Consider the following 15,184-nt stretch of genomic DNA (forward strand, 5'->3'; position numbering starts at 1 on the left):
ATGCCAAAAATATTAGTAATAGAGGATGAAGCAGCCATCAGACGGGTGTTGGTGAAAATTCTTTCGGAAGAAAATGATACCTATCAAGTAGAAGAAGCCGATAACGGTTTAATAGGTATTGAAAAAATTAAAAATGATGATTTTGATCTAGTACTTTGTGATATTAAAATGCCAAAAATGGATGGTGTTGAAGTATTGGAAGCAGTAAAAAAGATAAAGCCCGAAATACCTATTGTCATGATTTCGGGACATGGAGATCTAGATACAGCAGTAAATACTATGCGTTTGGGGGCCTTTGATTACATATCTAAACCGCCAGATTTAAATAGGCTCTTGAACACGGTTCGTAATGCTTTGGATAAAAAAGAACTAGTAGTTGAAAACAAATTACTTAAAAAGAAAGTAAGCAAAAACTTTGAGATGGTTGGAGAAAGTAAGGCCATTTCTCATATAAAGGATATTATTGAAAAAGTAGCACAAACAGATGCTCGGGTACTTATTACAGGGCCCAATGGTACAGGAAAAGAGTTAGTGGCTCATTGGTTGCACCAAAAAAGTGAGAGAGCTAAAGGCCCTATGATAGAAGTTAATTGCGCAGCGATACCCAGTGAGCTTATTGAAAGTGAGTTATTCGGTCATGTTAAGGGAGCTTTTACAAGCGCGGTTAAAGATAGGGCTGGGAAATTTGAAGCAGCTAATGGAGGAACTATTTTTTTAGACGAAATAGGAGATATGAGCTTGTCAGCTCAAGCAAAAGTACTCAGGGCTTTGCAAGAAAGTCGGATTCAACGAGTAGGTAGTGATAAGGATATTAAGGTGAATGTTCGCGTTGTTGCGGCGACGAATAAAGATTTAGCAAAGGAAATTTCTGAGGGTAGGTTTCGAGAAGATTTATATCACAGACTGGCCGTTATATTAATTCAAGTACCACCTTTAAATGATAGGCGCGATGATATTCCTTTGTTAGTAAATCATTTTACAGATAAGATAGCCAGCGAACAAGGAACTGCGAAAAAAACGTTTTCAGATAAAGCTATTAAATTACTTCAGGATTATGATTGGACAGGGAATATTAGAGAGCTACGAAATGTAGTGGAACGCTTAATTATTCTAGGAGGCAGTGAAGTAAGTGAAGAAGATGTAAAGTTATTTGCTTCTAAGTAGATATTGAACTGGTTTAAACTTTTCTCAATTGGCTAAAACCTGCCTCGCCGGCAGGCAGGAATTGTCCTTTTCAGCCTGCTTTTCACCTTTTTTCCTTCCGTAGCCCGGCTATGCAACTCAAAAAAGCCTTCAATCAGACTCAAAATGATTAATTTTCGCTTCAATTAAAAAAGTTTAAACCAGTTCATTATAAAAAAGACGGCTAAAAAAGTATTATAAACTAAAAGTTGTCTCATCGAGCGCAGTCGAGATGTCCTTAAAAAAGGCATAACATTAAAAGTTCTCGACTTTAGTTTATCTTGAGCGCCCGCCTGCCGGACGGGCAGGAAGCCGAAAGGCTCGAAGGGACACATAAGTAGACCTATCAGGTTTTTTAAAAACCTGATAGGTCTGGGCTGTAGTAAATAAAAATGACTTTTTATAATGATTTAAGTATATAGCTGCTTATTTGTCACAATTGTTTAGTAGCGATGAATACTCTGAAGCCATAGACTTAATACGTTCTATATAATGGGTTTTTACATCTTCGATACTTTTCTCCGTCATATCCTCAAGCGATTTGTTATCTCTAAAAGGTTTGTAATTGATACACTCACAAGCATTTAATGTTTCGTTGTAAGTGTTGATATTGGAAGAAATGGCATTTTCGTAAGAAAGAATTAATTTTTTCTTTTTAATCATTAATTCCTTTGCTTTTTGCTCAGCTAATTGCATCTTGATTTGTTGTTCTTTAAGTTTTAATGCTTCTTGCTGCTGTTTTAATTTTAATTGCTCCTTTTGTAAATCAGAAAGGTCACTGTTCTGGTCTAGATTTTCAAAACTTTCAGTAGTGCCATTAGAAGGTGAAGGATTGGAAACAGAACATTTATCGATTTCTATAACAGTATTTTTACTGTAATCTCTGGCACGTTTTACATAAAAACGACCATTTTCAAAAGTTTCGGCATCATCGACTTTCGATAATAAGTCAATACATTTATCAGTAAGTTCTTTTACAACTTCACAATTACACTTGGTCAATGGTTCTTTTGCAAGTTTAAAAGATTCTAATGACCTGTTAGCATAATATTTTAAATGATTTATATTGTTGGATTCATATGAATCTTTAACATGGGAGTAAGCATTAACAAGATAAGAATTAGCATCATCATAATTACTTTGCCCATTAATAACTAACGATGTCATTAGAAATAATAATAAGTAATAATTTTTCATAATATTTGGGTTTTTAACATAAATAGGGGTGTGCAATGTATTAAAAACATTACGTATTTCCATGCATTTTGGCGTAATAAAACGTATTTCATGCGATAAATCGTCTTTTTACGTTTTTATTGTAAGATTAAGACTTCAAAACAATGGTTGAAAAAGATAAAAATTTATATAGTACTACTTATCGTTTTTATAAACGTATCCATTCTAAGTTTTACTTCGTTATTAATAGTATCGCTTTTAATGTAGGTGTGAATATCCCCTAAATAAGTCATACCCAGATAATTTGCGGATTCTGCAAAAGACATAGCAAAGTAACAATTTAAAAGGTGCTCATTAAACTACTTTCAATAGAAACAATTAAGAGCCAGTTTGATATAATCGATTGTATTTTTATATATTTAATCCACATAAATTTTATAGAATGGACGATTATAAAGTAACCACAAACATAGTATTAAAAAATTCTGAAACTAAAGTTATAACCGATAAGGCAGAGAAAGAACTAAAAATTGTTAGAAAGAAATTAAGCAAGCTTCAAGATACCATTTATGCGCATGGTAAATATGCCGTTTTAGTCTGCTTACAAGGCATGGATACTGCTGGGAAAGATAGCTTAATACGTGAAGTTTTCAAAGATTTTAATGCCCGTGGCGTTGTGGTTCATAGTTTTAAGGTGCCCACGGAATTAGAACTTAAGCATGATTATATTTGGAGACATTATATAGCGCTTCCCGCCCGTGGTAAATTTGGGGTCTTTAATAGGACGCATTATGAAAATGTATTGGTAACAAGAGTACATCCAGGGTATATCTTAGGGGAAAATATTCCAACAGTAAATTCCATAGATGATATTGATGATAGGTTTTGGGACAAGCGTTTTGAGCAAATTAATAATTTTGAAAAACATATAGCCGAAAATGGAACGATCATTTTTAAATTTTTCTTAAACCTTTCAAAAGAAGAACAAAAAAACAGGTTGCTTCGTCGTTTAGAAAAAAAAGAAAAAAATTGGAAGTTTTCTCCAGGAGATTTAAAAGAGCGTAAACTTTGGGATACGTATCAAGTATGCTACGAAGATGCTATAAACAGAACCTCTAAACCACATGCACCATGGTATGTTATACCTGCTGATGATAAACCAACAGCACGTTATATAGTGGCAAAAATAATGTACGATGTTTTAAGTAGATATAATGATATAGAAGAGCCTGAGCTTGATGAGGATGTTAAGGCCAATCTTGAAATCTATAAAGAAGAATTAAATAATGAATAAATGCATGGTAACGGTTTACAATTTTTTATGATTTTTTTTAGATTTTAAGCTTTTAAGAAATGGTATCTTTAAATTTTAAAAATTGTTATATGAATAAATTTAAATGGCTGGCATGTCTTTTGGGTTTCATATCTTCGGTAGGTGTATACTCCCAAAGTGATGCCCAAGTCCTGAAAAAAATCTATACAACATCTTTGACCAATGGAAAAAGCTACGATTGGTTAAACCATTTATCGAACCAGATAGGGGGACGTTTATCAGGATCTTTAAATGCTGAAAAGGCAGTTCAATATACCAAAGAAGAACTCGATAAATTAGGTTTGGATAAAGTTTGGCTACAACCGGTAATGGTTCCTAAATGGGTACGTGGTTTTAAAGAATATGCATACATTGAATCTGGAAAAGGAAAAACAACAACCGTTAATATCTGTGCTTTAGGAGGCTCTGTTGCTACGCCGGCACTTGGTCTAAAGGCGCCTATTGTTGAAGTCAAGAATTTCGAAGAACTAGAAATGCTTGGTAAAGAAAATATAGAAGGTAAGATCGTGTTTTTTAACAGACCCATGCAGGCTGATTTAATTAGTACATTTGAGGCTTATGGCGGGTGTGTAAACCAACGTTATAAAGGAGCAGTTGAGGCAACAAAGTACGGGGCTGTTGGCATTATTGTTCGATCTATGAATTTAAGACTGGACGATCTACCACATACAGGAAGTATGACTTATGAGGATTTACCTGTTGCAGATCGTATTCCATCTGCTGCTATTAGTACTAATGACGCCGAGTTATTAAGTACGATGCTAAAGCTCAATAAATCAATAAAATTTTATTTTAAACAAAATTGTAAACAGCTAAAAGATGTTCTGTCCTATAATGTTATTGGACAAATAACAGGAAGTGAGTTTCCCGAGGAATATATGATTGTAGGTGGACATTTGGATTCTTGGGACTTAGGTGATGGTTCGCATGATGATGGTGCCGGTGTCGTACAATCTATGGATGTATTGCGTTTATTAAAAGAATCTGGAATAAAACCTAAAAGAAGTATTAGAGTTGTATTGTTTATGAATGAAGAGAATGGATTGCGGGGTGGAAATAAATATGCGGAAGAAGCTAAACAAAAAGGAGAAAACCATGTATTTGCCCTAGAGAGTGACGCAGGAGGGTTTACACCACGAGGGTTTTCTTTTGATTGTAATGATGCAAGTTTTAACCAGGTATTAAGTTGGCAACCGTTATTTAAACCTTATTTAATTCATTTTTTTGAGAAAGGAGGCAGTGGAGCAGATGTAGGGCCTCTTAAAACAGAGACCAATGTATTGGCAGGGCTAAGGCCTGATTCGCAACGTTACTTTGATCATCATCATGCCAGTAATGATACATTTGATGCTGTTAATAAACGTGAATTGGAATTAGGAGCCGCTACCATGACAGCGTTAGTTTATTTGTTTGATAAATATGGCGTCAACCCCATTGTAAATGAGAAACAAATAAAACAATAATTATAAGGATTATGTGGGATGAGAAACTAAAGGTTTATGACCAACTCATTGACAAATGCCCGAGATTTGGACGAAAAGGGAAAACAATGCCCTATACTTCTGCCAACGGCTATATGTTTTCTCTCTTTAATAAAGATGGAGAAATAGGCATCAGATTTTCAAAAGAAGTACAAGAGAAATATATAAAGGAATTTAATTCATCGATATATAAATCATACGGCGCCATTATGAAAGGCTACGTATTGATACCAGAAAGTATGTTAGAGGATTTGGATAATGTATCACATTATTTAAATGAAAGCTACGATTACGTCACATCACTAGAACCAAAATAAAATGAATAAACCGACTATAATTTTTGCCTTACTATTATCGACATTTGTAATGGCCCAATCCGGAGAAGAGAAACTACCTTATTATCAAATACCAGAACATCCAGAAAGTTATACTGCAGGAACTGTTGCTGCCAGAATGGTAGATGGATTGGGGTTTCGTTATTATTGGGCTACTGAAGGTTTGCGTAACGAAGATCTTATTTATAAGCCTAGTGAAACGGGGCGTACCAGTGCAGAAACGCTTGATCACATATTAGGGCTTTCAAATTTTATTCTTAATTCAGTCTCTAAACAAGGAGAAAGAAGTAAAGAAACCGAGCGTTCTTTTGAAGATAAAAGAAAGCAGACCTTATTAAATTTAAAAAGGGCCTCCGATATTTTAAGAAGCATGGATGATGTGTCCCAATTTGATAATGAAAGATTTCCTTTTTGGAATATTATTAATGGTCCTATAGCAGATGCTTTATGGCATTGTGGCCAAATAGTTATGCTTCGTCGTGCTTCGGGCAACCCTTTTAATTCTAAAGTAAATGTATTTAGTGGTAAGGTAGGAGAGTAAGTTTTAAAGTTTTGATAAATTTTTATAAATATTTTTTATCTTTTCTACAGAAATAGGTTTAAGTATGTAATCTTCAATAATTTCATACTTTTTGGCTTTTTTTAAATCTGCAGGATCAATAGAGGAGCTTACTACAAAGACTTTAATTGCTTTTTTGGTTTTAATTTTAATAAATTCATCTAAAAACTGCCAGCCATCCATAATGGGCATGTTTATATCTAGTAAAATAATATCTGGTACATCTTCATCATGCGTTATTATAGATTTGAGGTTATCTAGAGCTTCTTTCCCATTATTAAATATCATAACCGATTTAGAGAAATTTGCTATTTCCATAATTCTTTTTGCACCAAACACAAAAATAGGGTCATCATCTATGATACAAGTCATGCCAATTTGTTTCATGTTTTTAAAGATATTAAGAATGAAGTTCCAACATTTACTTTACTTTCTATATTAATATCACCCCCAATGGCTTCAATTTGATTTTTTGTGATAAATAATCCTAGACCTTTAGAATCTTTATGGTTATGAAAAGTTTTATACATTCCAAAAATTTTATCACCATGAAGTTTTAAATCTATCCCTAATCCATTGTCTTTGAAATTTATAAGGATATAATTGCCTTCTTTTTTTGCACTAATATCAATTTGTAACTGCCTTTCTGGTGATTTGTATTTTAGTGAATTTGTGAGTAAATTTATTAAAATGCTATCTAAATAGGCGGCTACTGCAAAAACCGTTAAATTCTTATCAATGTCTATGTTTATTATAGCTTTATTTTTAAGAACTAAAGCATTGACACTGGAAATGGATTTTTTTAATGCGTCACTTAAATTTATAGATGCTGTGCTTATTTTGGCACTGGATTTTAATATAACAACTTGATTTAGGCTGTCTAGGGTTTCTCCCAAATGCTGGATGGCATCTTTTATTAAAGGATAAATATTGTTTTTTGTTGCTTGGGGCTCATCAATTTTCATAATATTGAGTAACATATCCAAGTTGCTATAATGCGACCTTAAATCATGGGATACTATGTGTGCAAAATTTAAAAGCCTTTTGTTTTGTTTTTCTGAAATTTCTAAAAGATGATTTACTTTTTCTTTAGCTTTCTTGATTTTTGTTATATTACTAATTTGATACACAAAATGTATGGGCTTACCTACATCATTTTTTACCAAAGCTATCGACAAAATAGTCGAGACAATCGAGCCATTTTTATGAATGTACCTCTTTTGAATCTCAAAACTGTCCGACTTGCCTTTAATCAATTTACTTAAGGCTCTATTGCTAATACCAAAATCTTCAGAATGAGTTATATCAGCATATGGTATTGATAATAATTCCGTTTGTGTATACCCCAGCATATTACAAATACTATCATTTACCTTAATCCATTTTCCGTCAAGGCTAACGATTCCCATACCAATTCTAGCAGATTCGAAGGTTTTTCTAAATTGCTCCTCTCTTAAAGCTATTTTTTTCGATACCTTTGTTTTTTCGTCTATATCTTGAAAAGCACCACATACTCTAATAGCTTTTCCATTTTTAATTTCAGCGATTCCTATGGCTCTTACCCATTTTTCACTGCCCTTGGCAGTGATTATTTGTAACTCAGTATCAAATTTTTCAAATTTTTCAATACAATTTTTCAACAGTTTGGTTATGGTATCTCTACTATAGCCTTCTTTATAAAATAAAATCGCACTGTCAACATTGGGCTCAAACTCAATATCAACTTCATGGATTTGCTTAGTTACATGACTCCATGTTGTTTGCATAGTATTTAAGTCTACTTCCCACGTACCAATTGTAGCCTCCTCTTGTACAAAATTGAATAAACAAATGGCTTCATCTGGTGAATATGTGTTTAATAAGGTTTGTTTCATCATAATTAGTAGGATAAAATTCTAGTATTATTAATCCATATAATCGATTAACTGTATGATATCATCGATGAAATATACAAAAATTAATCTTAATATATTGTTTTTTCTTACTTTTTTTGTATTCAGTAAGATGTTTCAATAAATATTTGTAGGAATGTTGGTTACGGTATTCATTAATTATAACGTGAGTTCGATTTAAAACAAGGAAGTTTTAACAATAAATTCACTAATAAAACGATTTGTCGCCTTGAGCGCAGACGAAGTACTCAACCTGACTATCAATAATCTAATATTGATAGTCAGCTCAATAATATTATGCTTAGATCGAACTCACGTTAATTATATAATCAACTTTAGTTTTTTATTATCCTAATGATTCCATAAATAATTGTTAGTGCAGTTATAAAAATACCTGTAGCTATCATTTCTTCAGTTGATAAATTAGACAAAAAGTATGAAATGATAATAATAGAAAGTATAGGAACTGCTAATCTTCCTGGAATTTTAAATTTTTTTTTCTGATTTTTGGTACTTTCGCAGTTTAATAACAGAAAATACTACACCCAAATAAACCATTAACATAACGCTACTGGCTATAATTGCTAATTTTTCGAAACAACCGAATGTTAGTGAATTTATTACACAAAAAAAATAGCCAATAATAAATACTGGCTATTTAGACGTATAGTGTTTGTATAAATATTTATTTTGCTAAAACTTTTTCTGTTTTTTGAGTAAAATCCACTTCAATTTGATTTTTGGTAATATCCTCAAAAGTTTCTCTTTCCCTAATTAAGTGGGCTTTGTTTTTATACCATAAAACTTCGGCAGGGCGGTATCTGGAATTATAGTTACTGGTCATTGAGAAACAATAAGCCCCTGCATTTTTAAAACATAGGATATCACCTTCATTGATTTCATTGATACGTCTGTTGTTTCCAAAGGTATCTGTTTCGCAAATATAACCTACGACTGTATAAAAACGTTCACGCCCTTTTGGATTAGAGATATTTACAATATCGTGGTGAGAACCATAAAACATAGGTCTAATAAGGTGATTAAAACCAGAATCTACCTGAGCAAATACTGTTGAGGTTGTTTGTTTTACGACGTTTACCTTAGTTAAAAAGCTTCCAGATTCGCTTACCAAAAATTTACCTGGCTCAAAAGCCAAGGCTAAATCTTTTCCATAGTTTTTACAAAATTCGTTGAATCTTGCCGATAGTTTTTTCCCTAATTCTTCAATATTAGTTTCAATATCTCCCTGTTTATAAGGTACTTTAAACCCAGAACCAAAATCAATAAAGTCTAAGTTTTTAAATTGTTTAGCAGTTTCAAATAATATTTCACTGGCATATAAAAAGACTTCAATATCTAAAATATCGCTGCCTGTATGCATATGTATACCGTTAATAGTCATTTTAGTATTTTCTACAATACGTATAATGTGCGGTATTTGATGGATAGAAATCCCAAATTTAGAATCGATATGTCCCACTGAAATATTACTATTGCCACCTGCCATAACATGTGGGTTAATACGAATACATACAGGTGTTTTTGGGTGTTTTGTTCCAAATTGTTCTAATATTGAAAGATTATCAATATTAATTTGAACTCCTAATTTTGCTGCTTCTTCTATTTCAGCTAAGGATACACCATTAGGCGTAAAAATAATCTGTTCAGGTAAAAAACCTGCTGCCAGACCAAGTTGAACCTCTTGAATAGATACGGTATCTATACCAGATCCTAGTGTGTTTAAAAGTTTTAATACAGATATATTAGATAATGCTTTAACTGCATAGTTAATCTTAAGCTTTTTTACATTTTTAAAGGCACTTGTAAGCCTTTTGTATTGGTTTTCAATTTTTTCGGCATCGTATACATAAACGGGACTCCCAAAATCCTGTGCAATTTTTAGCAACTGACTTTCTAACATAATTTTCTAATTTTCTTCAAAGATATTTTATTCGAATAAATAAAAAGCAAATAATTAAAAAATTATACAAATCAAACAATATGTTAATTATTTAACATTAGGATTTTGTCAACCTACTTATTAATAAGTTTTCATAATTAAATATTAGGGTAAGTAATAGCTATTATTTACATTTGCCTTTCTTAAACGATTACGCGAATTATGAATTTACACGAATATCAAGGTAAAGAAATACTAAGCAGTTTTGGAGTACGCATACAACGTGGTATCGTGGCTCAAAATGCTAATGAAGCAGTTGCCGCTGCAAAACAATTAACAAATGAGACAGGTACAAGTTGGCATGTTATTAAGGCCCAAGTTCATGCAGGCGGACGTGGTAAGGGAGGCGGTGTAAAACTGGCCAAAAACTTGCAAGAGGTTGAAGATATTGCTGGAAAAATTATAGGGATGGACTTAGTAACTCCCCAAACATCTGCTGCTGGTAAAAGAGTCCATCAAGTTTTAGTTGCTGAGGATGTTTATTACCCAGGTGAAAGTGAAACAAATGAGTTCTACATGTCTGTGTTATTAAATAGAGGCACAGGACGCAATATGATCATGTATTCTACAGAAGGTGGAATGGATATTGAAACTGTTGCGGAAGAAACACCGGATTTAATATTTACTGAAGAAATTGATCCAACTGTTGGTTTATTACCATTTCAAGCGAGACGCGTCGCTTTTAATTTGGGATTATCTGGTTTGGCTTTTAAGGAGATGACAAAGTTTGTTACTGCTTTATATACAGCCTATGTAAAATCTGATTCGTCTTTATTTGAGATCAATCCTGTTTTAAAAACAAGTGATAATAAAATAATGGCTGTAGATGCTAAAGTAACTATTGACGATAATGCGCTTTACAGACATAAGAGCTACATTGATTTACGTGATGTGCGCGAAGAAAGTGCTATTGAAGTAGAGGCTGGAGAACTTGGTTTAAACTATGTAGATCTGGATGGAAATGTTGGCTGTATGGTAAATGGAGCGGGATTAGCTATGGCTACTATGGATTTAATTAAACAAGCGGGAGGAGAGCCAGCTAACTTTTTAGATGTTGGTGGTACTGCAGATGCAGCCCGCGTTGAAGCAGCTTTCAAAATTATATTAAAGGATCCAGCGGTAAAAGCCATCTTAATAAACATATTTGGAGGCATAGTACGTTGCGACCGTGTAGCACAGGGTGTTATTGATGCTTATAAAAACATGGGAACGATAAATGTACCAATTATTGTACGTTTGCAAGGAACTAATGCAGATATCGCTAAGGAATTAATAGATAATTCTGGTTTAGATGTGATGAGTGCCACAGAGTTTCAGGAGGCGGCAGATAAAGTTCAGAAAGTGCTAAGTTAACTTAGTTTAACATTGTAAGATAATATTTAACATTGTAGTATTTTTTATATAAGAGTAGCTTAAAAGGCTGCTCTTTTTTATTGCATAATTTTGAACCGAAATAGTAAGGCATTTAAAAAAAATCAACGCTTGCCAACTATTTTGAAGTTCTAAATCAATAAATTATAAACTATGAAAACAATTAAAGTATTATTAGTATCGGCTCTTTTGGTATGTTCAAGTATGGTTTTCGCTCACAACACGGATCCTGTAAAAGATAGAGGGAATAAACCAGTAACTATAACAAGCGAAATAGTAAATCTTTTAGATTTCCCATATTTTATTGTTAAAGAAGAAAAGCTAGTGAATGTGTTATTTACTGTAAATAAGGATAAAGAAATCGTTGTTTTGTCAGTAGATTCCGATTCGGAAGAATTGGTACATTATATTAGACAAAAATTAAATTATTCTAAAGTTTCCAACAACGAAGTTATAAAGGGTAAAACCTATTTACTTCCTGTTAAATTTGTTCCTTTTGGGGTGTGAAATATAATTATTACAAGAGGGTGTCTAAAAAGTAAGTTCGATGTCATATTGAGCTTGTCGAAATATTTTTAACTTACTGATAATCAATATCGGTTTCGACAGGCTCAACCTGACAAATCAAATTATAAAGACTTTTTAGACACCCTCTTTTTTAGTTTCTTTTTTTGGTAATGGCCCTCGTAAATGAATCACAAGTCCATTTAAAAAATTACGTAAAATTTGATCACCACATGCCATATATTTAGGATGATCTTCTTTTCTAAAAAATGCCCCCAGTTCACTTTTGGATATCCTGAAATCGACCAGGCTTAAAATCTTTACAATATCATCGTCACGAAGCTTTAAAGCAACGCGTAATTTTTTTAAAATATCATTATTTGTCATAAATTAATTTCTACTTTTTTTAATTTGGATTTAATATCTAAAATAGTTCAATTAATTAAAAAGCATCTGTTTTTCTCGCGTTTTCTTCGCTTTTGCAAAGATACCTTAAATATTAATTTTTAAGGATCTGTATAAAAAATAAATTTTTTACGACTAAAATGTTGTATATTAATGGTTTATGGGTGTATTTTTTTAACGAAAGTAAATGGTGGCAAATGATGAAATGCAGTTTTATTAGATGAATAAAATGCTATTATTGACGAAATAAATAAAAGTTACGATCAAATACCCTATGTTTTTCGATAAGTTACATTATATAGACGATTATTAAATTACTGTTGTGTGTACCTTTATAGTATAATTAATTAATCCCCTTAAAAATGATTAATAGAGTAGAAAAATTAAGCCTTTTGTCCGAAATGATTGCATTTGCAAAATATGATAAAGACATAAAAAATATAGAATATAATTTTTTATTAGGTGTTGCAAAGCAACTTGATATAGCACGGGAAGATTTTGAATATTTAATAGAGCACCCTGTTACTTATACGCATTTAAAATCCCATAGTGAGCGTATTGTACAGTTTCATAGATTGGTATTATTAATGAATATTGATCAAGAAAATGAAGGTAGCCCTTCTAGTGCTATAAAATTATATAATTTTGGTTTACGTATGGGACTAAGCCATGAGTCCATTACTAAGGTACTATATTTAATGGAGAGTTTTCCAAATAAAATCGTACCGCCTGATGTGTTGATTGATATCTTTAAAACACAGTACAATTAATAATAATCTGCTAAGTTCTTATTATAATAATGTGTTTTATTTGAGGCCCTCTTTGAGAGGGTATTGGAAAAGCTAAAAGTTTAAACTTTTAGCTTTTCTAGTTTATTTTGATAATTTTTAATTTCGTCACGTAATTTTGCTGCAATAATAAAATCCAAGGCTTTGGCCGCTTCTTCCATTAATTTACGTTTTTCGCGGATTTTCTTTTCTAATTCTGGTTTCGTTAAATAACCACTTTCTGGTTCGGCGGCCTTTAAGGCTTCTAATGCATAGCTGTAGGTACTTACCGAATTTTTAGACAAAGCATTATCCAAACTTTTGTTGAGTGCTTTGGGCGTCACATGATGTTTTATATTATAAGCCATTTGTTTTTCACGTCTGTAATTGGTCTCATCTATGGTCTTTTGCATGCTATTGGTAATTTTGTCTGCATACATAATGGCTTTACCGTTCAAGTTCCTTGCGGCCCTACCTACAGTTTGTGTCAATGAACGTGTTGAACGTAAAAAACCTTCTTTATCGGCATCTAAAATAGCAACAAGAGACACTTCGGGTAAATCCAAACCTTCTCGTAAAAGATTCACGCCGACTAATACATCAAATAATCCTTTGCGTAAATCTTGCATAATTTCAACACGCTCTAAAGTATCTACATCACTATGGATGTACCGGCAACGTATTTGTATTCTGTCTAAATACTTGGTCAGCTCTTCGGCCATACGTTTTGTAAGGGTGGTCACTAATGTACGTTCGTCCTTTTCAACACGTTGTTGTATTTCCTCTATCAAATCATCAATTTGATTTAAACTGGGCCTTATTTCAATAATAGGATCCAATAGCCCAGTTGGACGAATCACTTGTTCTATATAAATGCCATCTGTTTTTTGAAGTTCATAATCGGCAGGTGTAGCACTTACATAGATGACTTGATTTTGAATAGCTTCAAATTCTTCAAATTTTAATGGACGGTTATCCATCGCAGCTGGTAGCCTAAAGCCGTATTCAACTAAATTTTCTTTTCTGCTTCTATCACCACCATACATAGCATGTACTTGAGAAATAGTGACATGGCTCTCATCTACAACCATTAAATAATCATCTGGAAAATAATCCAATAAACAAAAAGGACGTGTACCGGGCAATCTGCCATCAAGGTAGCGCGAATAGTTTTCTATACCCGAACAATAGCCTAATTCACGGATCATTTCTAGATCGAATTCGGTACGTTCTTTAAGTCGTTTAGCCTCTAAATGTTTACCGATCTCTTTAAAATAATCATGTTGTTTTACTAAATCATCTTGAATATTTTTAATAGCACCTTGCAACACCTCGGGTGAGGTAACAAACATATTTGCAGGATAAATGGTCAGTTGATCGTATTTTTCAATAACCTTATTGGTCTGAACGTTGAAAGATTCAATATCTTCAATTTCATCTCCAAAAAAATGAATTCTAAAGGCATCATCGGCATAACTGGGAAAAATGTCAACCGTATCACCTTTTATTCTAAAGGTTCCATGTTTAAAATCGGCTTCTGTTCTGGAATATAAACTTTGTACCAATTGATGTAATAGTTTTGTTCTGGAAATAACCTGGTCCCTTTTTAAGGCCACCACATTTTTTTGAAATTCAATAGGATTTCCAATACCATAAATACATGAAACCGATGCAATCACCAAAACATCCCGTCGACCAGATAGGAGGGAAGATGTGGCACTTAAGCGCATCTTCTCAATTTCTTCGTTAATAGATAAATCCTTTTCTATATAAACGCCAGAAACAGGAATATAGGCCTCTGGTTGGTAGTAATCATAATATGAAACAAAATACTCTACGGCATTATTTGGAAAAAACTGTTTGAACTCCGAGTATAATTGAGCTGCCAGTGTTTTATTATGTGCCAGGACCAGAGTTGGACGTTGTACCTCTTGTATAACATTAGCAACGGTAAAGGTTTTTCCAGAACCTGTTACACCTAACAATGTTTGATATTTTTCATTGGAAATAATGCCATCAACCAATTGTTTTATAGCTTGTGGCTGATCTCCCGTAGGGCTAAATTCTGATTCGATTTTAAATTGCATCCTACAAAATTAAGCAAAAAAAGTATGCTATCTCTTTAAAGTAAAATGACCTAAATATTCTCCGTCTTCTTCTCTTTAAGCATATTCATAATTATCAAGTTCGAGTTAATAGGATCGATGATCACTAAATTG

General features: G+C 32.8%; 15 protein-coding genes. 8 read left to right on the top strand and 7 right to left on the bottom strand.

The window, feature by feature from the left end; genetic code table 11:
• Window positions 1–1,164, top strand: coding sequence for a sigma-54 dependent transcriptional regulator (locus tag PQO00_RS03030; RefSeq protein WP_274183355.1), 1,164 nt, complete (start codon window positions 1–3; stop codon window positions 1,162–1,164).
• Between the two features lie 444 nt (window positions 1,165–1,608).
• Here the strand turns inward: PQO00_RS03030 and PQO00_RS03035 are convergent, their stop codons facing one another.
• Both PQO00_RS03035 and PQO00_RS03040 read right to left on the bottom strand, forming a co-directional pair.
• Entirely contained in the window at window positions 1,609–2,379 is a 771-nt protein-coding gene (locus PQO00_RS03035) for a hypothetical protein (RefSeq protein WP_274183356.1), read from the bottom strand.
• A 164-nt stretch (window positions 2,380–2,543) separates the two neighbouring features.
• Entirely contained in the window at window positions 2,544–2,684 is a 141-nt protein-coding gene (locus PQO00_RS03040) for a hypothetical protein (protein WP_274183357.1), read from the bottom strand.
• Between the two features lie 116 nt (window positions 2,685–2,800).
• On the opposite strand from PQO00_RS03040, the gene PQO00_RS03045 reads away from it, so the two are divergent.
• From PQO00_RS03045 to PQO00_RS03060, 4 genes are all read left to right on the top strand, one after another.
• Window positions 2,801–3,652 (top strand): PPK2 family polyphosphate kinase, encoded by an 852-nt coding sequence (locus tag PQO00_RS03045; RefSeq protein WP_274183358.1) that lies wholly within the window; start codon window positions 2,801–2,803, stop codon window positions 3,650–3,652.
• An 89-nt stretch (window positions 3,653–3,741) separates the two neighbouring features.
• Window positions 3,742–5,154: a M20/M25/M40 family metallo-hydrolase gene (locus PQO00_RS03050; protein WP_274183359.1), complete on the top strand. Its 1,413-nt coding sequence runs from the start codon at window positions 3,742–3,744 to the stop codon at window positions 5,152–5,154.
• Between the two features lie 86 nt (window positions 5,155–5,240).
• Complete coding sequence (locus PQO00_RS03055; RefSeq protein ID WP_274183360.1) at window positions 5,241–5,489, top strand: hypothetical protein; 249 nt, start codon at window positions 5,241–5,243, stop codon at window positions 5,487–5,489.
• Between the two features lies 1 nt (window position 5,490).
• Window positions 5,491–6,048, top strand: a complete 558-nt coding sequence (locus tag PQO00_RS03060; RefSeq protein ID WP_274183361.1) for a hypothetical protein — start codon at window positions 5,491–5,493, stop codon at window positions 6,046–6,048.
• A gap of 3 nt (window positions 6,049–6,051) precedes the next feature.
• Here PQO00_RS03060 and PQO00_RS03065 read toward each other — a convergent pair whose 3' ends face one another.
• From PQO00_RS03065 to lysA, 3 genes are all read right to left on the bottom strand, one after another.
• Complete coding sequence (locus PQO00_RS03065) at window positions 6,052–6,453, bottom strand: two-component system response regulator (RefSeq protein ID WP_274183362.1); 402 nt, start codon at window positions 6,451–6,453, stop codon at window positions 6,052–6,054.
• Complete coding sequence (locus tag PQO00_RS03070; RefSeq protein ID WP_274183363.1) at window positions 6,450–7,943, bottom strand: PAS domain S-box protein; 1,494 nt, start codon at window positions 7,941–7,943, stop codon at window positions 6,450–6,452. Before PQO00_RS03070 ends, PQO00_RS03065 begins: the two co-directional genes overlap by 4 nt.
• 700 nt (window positions 7,944–8,643) lie before the next feature.
• A complete protein-coding gene (gene lysA, locus PQO00_RS03075) occupies window positions 8,644–9,879 on the bottom strand; it encodes a diaminopimelate decarboxylase (RefSeq protein ID WP_274183364.1) in 1,236 nt (411 codons plus the stop codon).
• Window positions 9,880–10,080: 201 nt separating this feature from the next.
• Here lysA and sucC point away from each other — a divergent pair, with 201 nt between their 5' ends.
• The gene (sucC, locus tag PQO00_RS03080) at window positions 10,081–11,271 is read left to right on the top strand and encodes an ADP-forming succinate--CoA ligase subunit beta (protein ID WP_274183365.1); all 1,191 of its coding nucleotides are present in this window, start codon (window positions 10,081–10,083) and stop codon (window positions 11,269–11,271) included.
• Between the two features lie 171 nt (window positions 11,272–11,442).
• On the top strand, window positions 11,443–11,796 hold the full coding sequence (locus PQO00_RS03085; RefSeq protein WP_274183366.1) for a hypothetical protein: 354 nt from the start codon (window positions 11,443–11,445) through the stop codon (window positions 11,794–11,796).
• A 135-nt stretch (window positions 11,797–11,931) separates the two neighbouring features.
• On the opposite strand, the gene PQO00_RS03090 is transcribed toward PQO00_RS03085, so the two are convergent.
• Window positions 11,932–12,180 (bottom strand): DUF1456 family protein, encoded by a 249-nt coding sequence (locus PQO00_RS03090; RefSeq protein ID WP_274183367.1) that lies wholly within the window; start codon window positions 12,178–12,180, stop codon window positions 11,932–11,934.
• A gap of 380 nt (window positions 12,181–12,560) precedes the next feature.
• Here PQO00_RS03090 and PQO00_RS03095 point away from each other — a divergent pair, with 380 nt between their 5' ends.
• Complete coding sequence (locus PQO00_RS03095; protein WP_274183368.1) at window positions 12,561–12,968, top strand: TerB family tellurite resistance protein; 408 nt, start codon at window positions 12,561–12,563, stop codon at window positions 12,966–12,968.
• Between the two features lie 80 nt (window positions 12,969–13,048).
• Here PQO00_RS03095 and uvrB read toward each other — a convergent pair whose 3' ends face one another.
• Window positions 13,049–15,052, bottom strand: a complete 2,004-nt coding sequence (uvrB, locus tag PQO00_RS03100) for an excinuclease ABC subunit UvrB (protein WP_274183369.1) — start codon at window positions 15,050–15,052, stop codon at window positions 13,049–13,051.
• Window positions 15,053–15,184 lie beyond the last annotated feature (132 nt).

Source organism: Flavivirga sp. 57AJ16 (assembly GCF_028736925.1).
Taxonomy (GTDB): domain Bacteria; phylum Bacteroidota; class Bacteroidia; order Flavobacteriales; family Flavobacteriaceae; genus Flavivirga.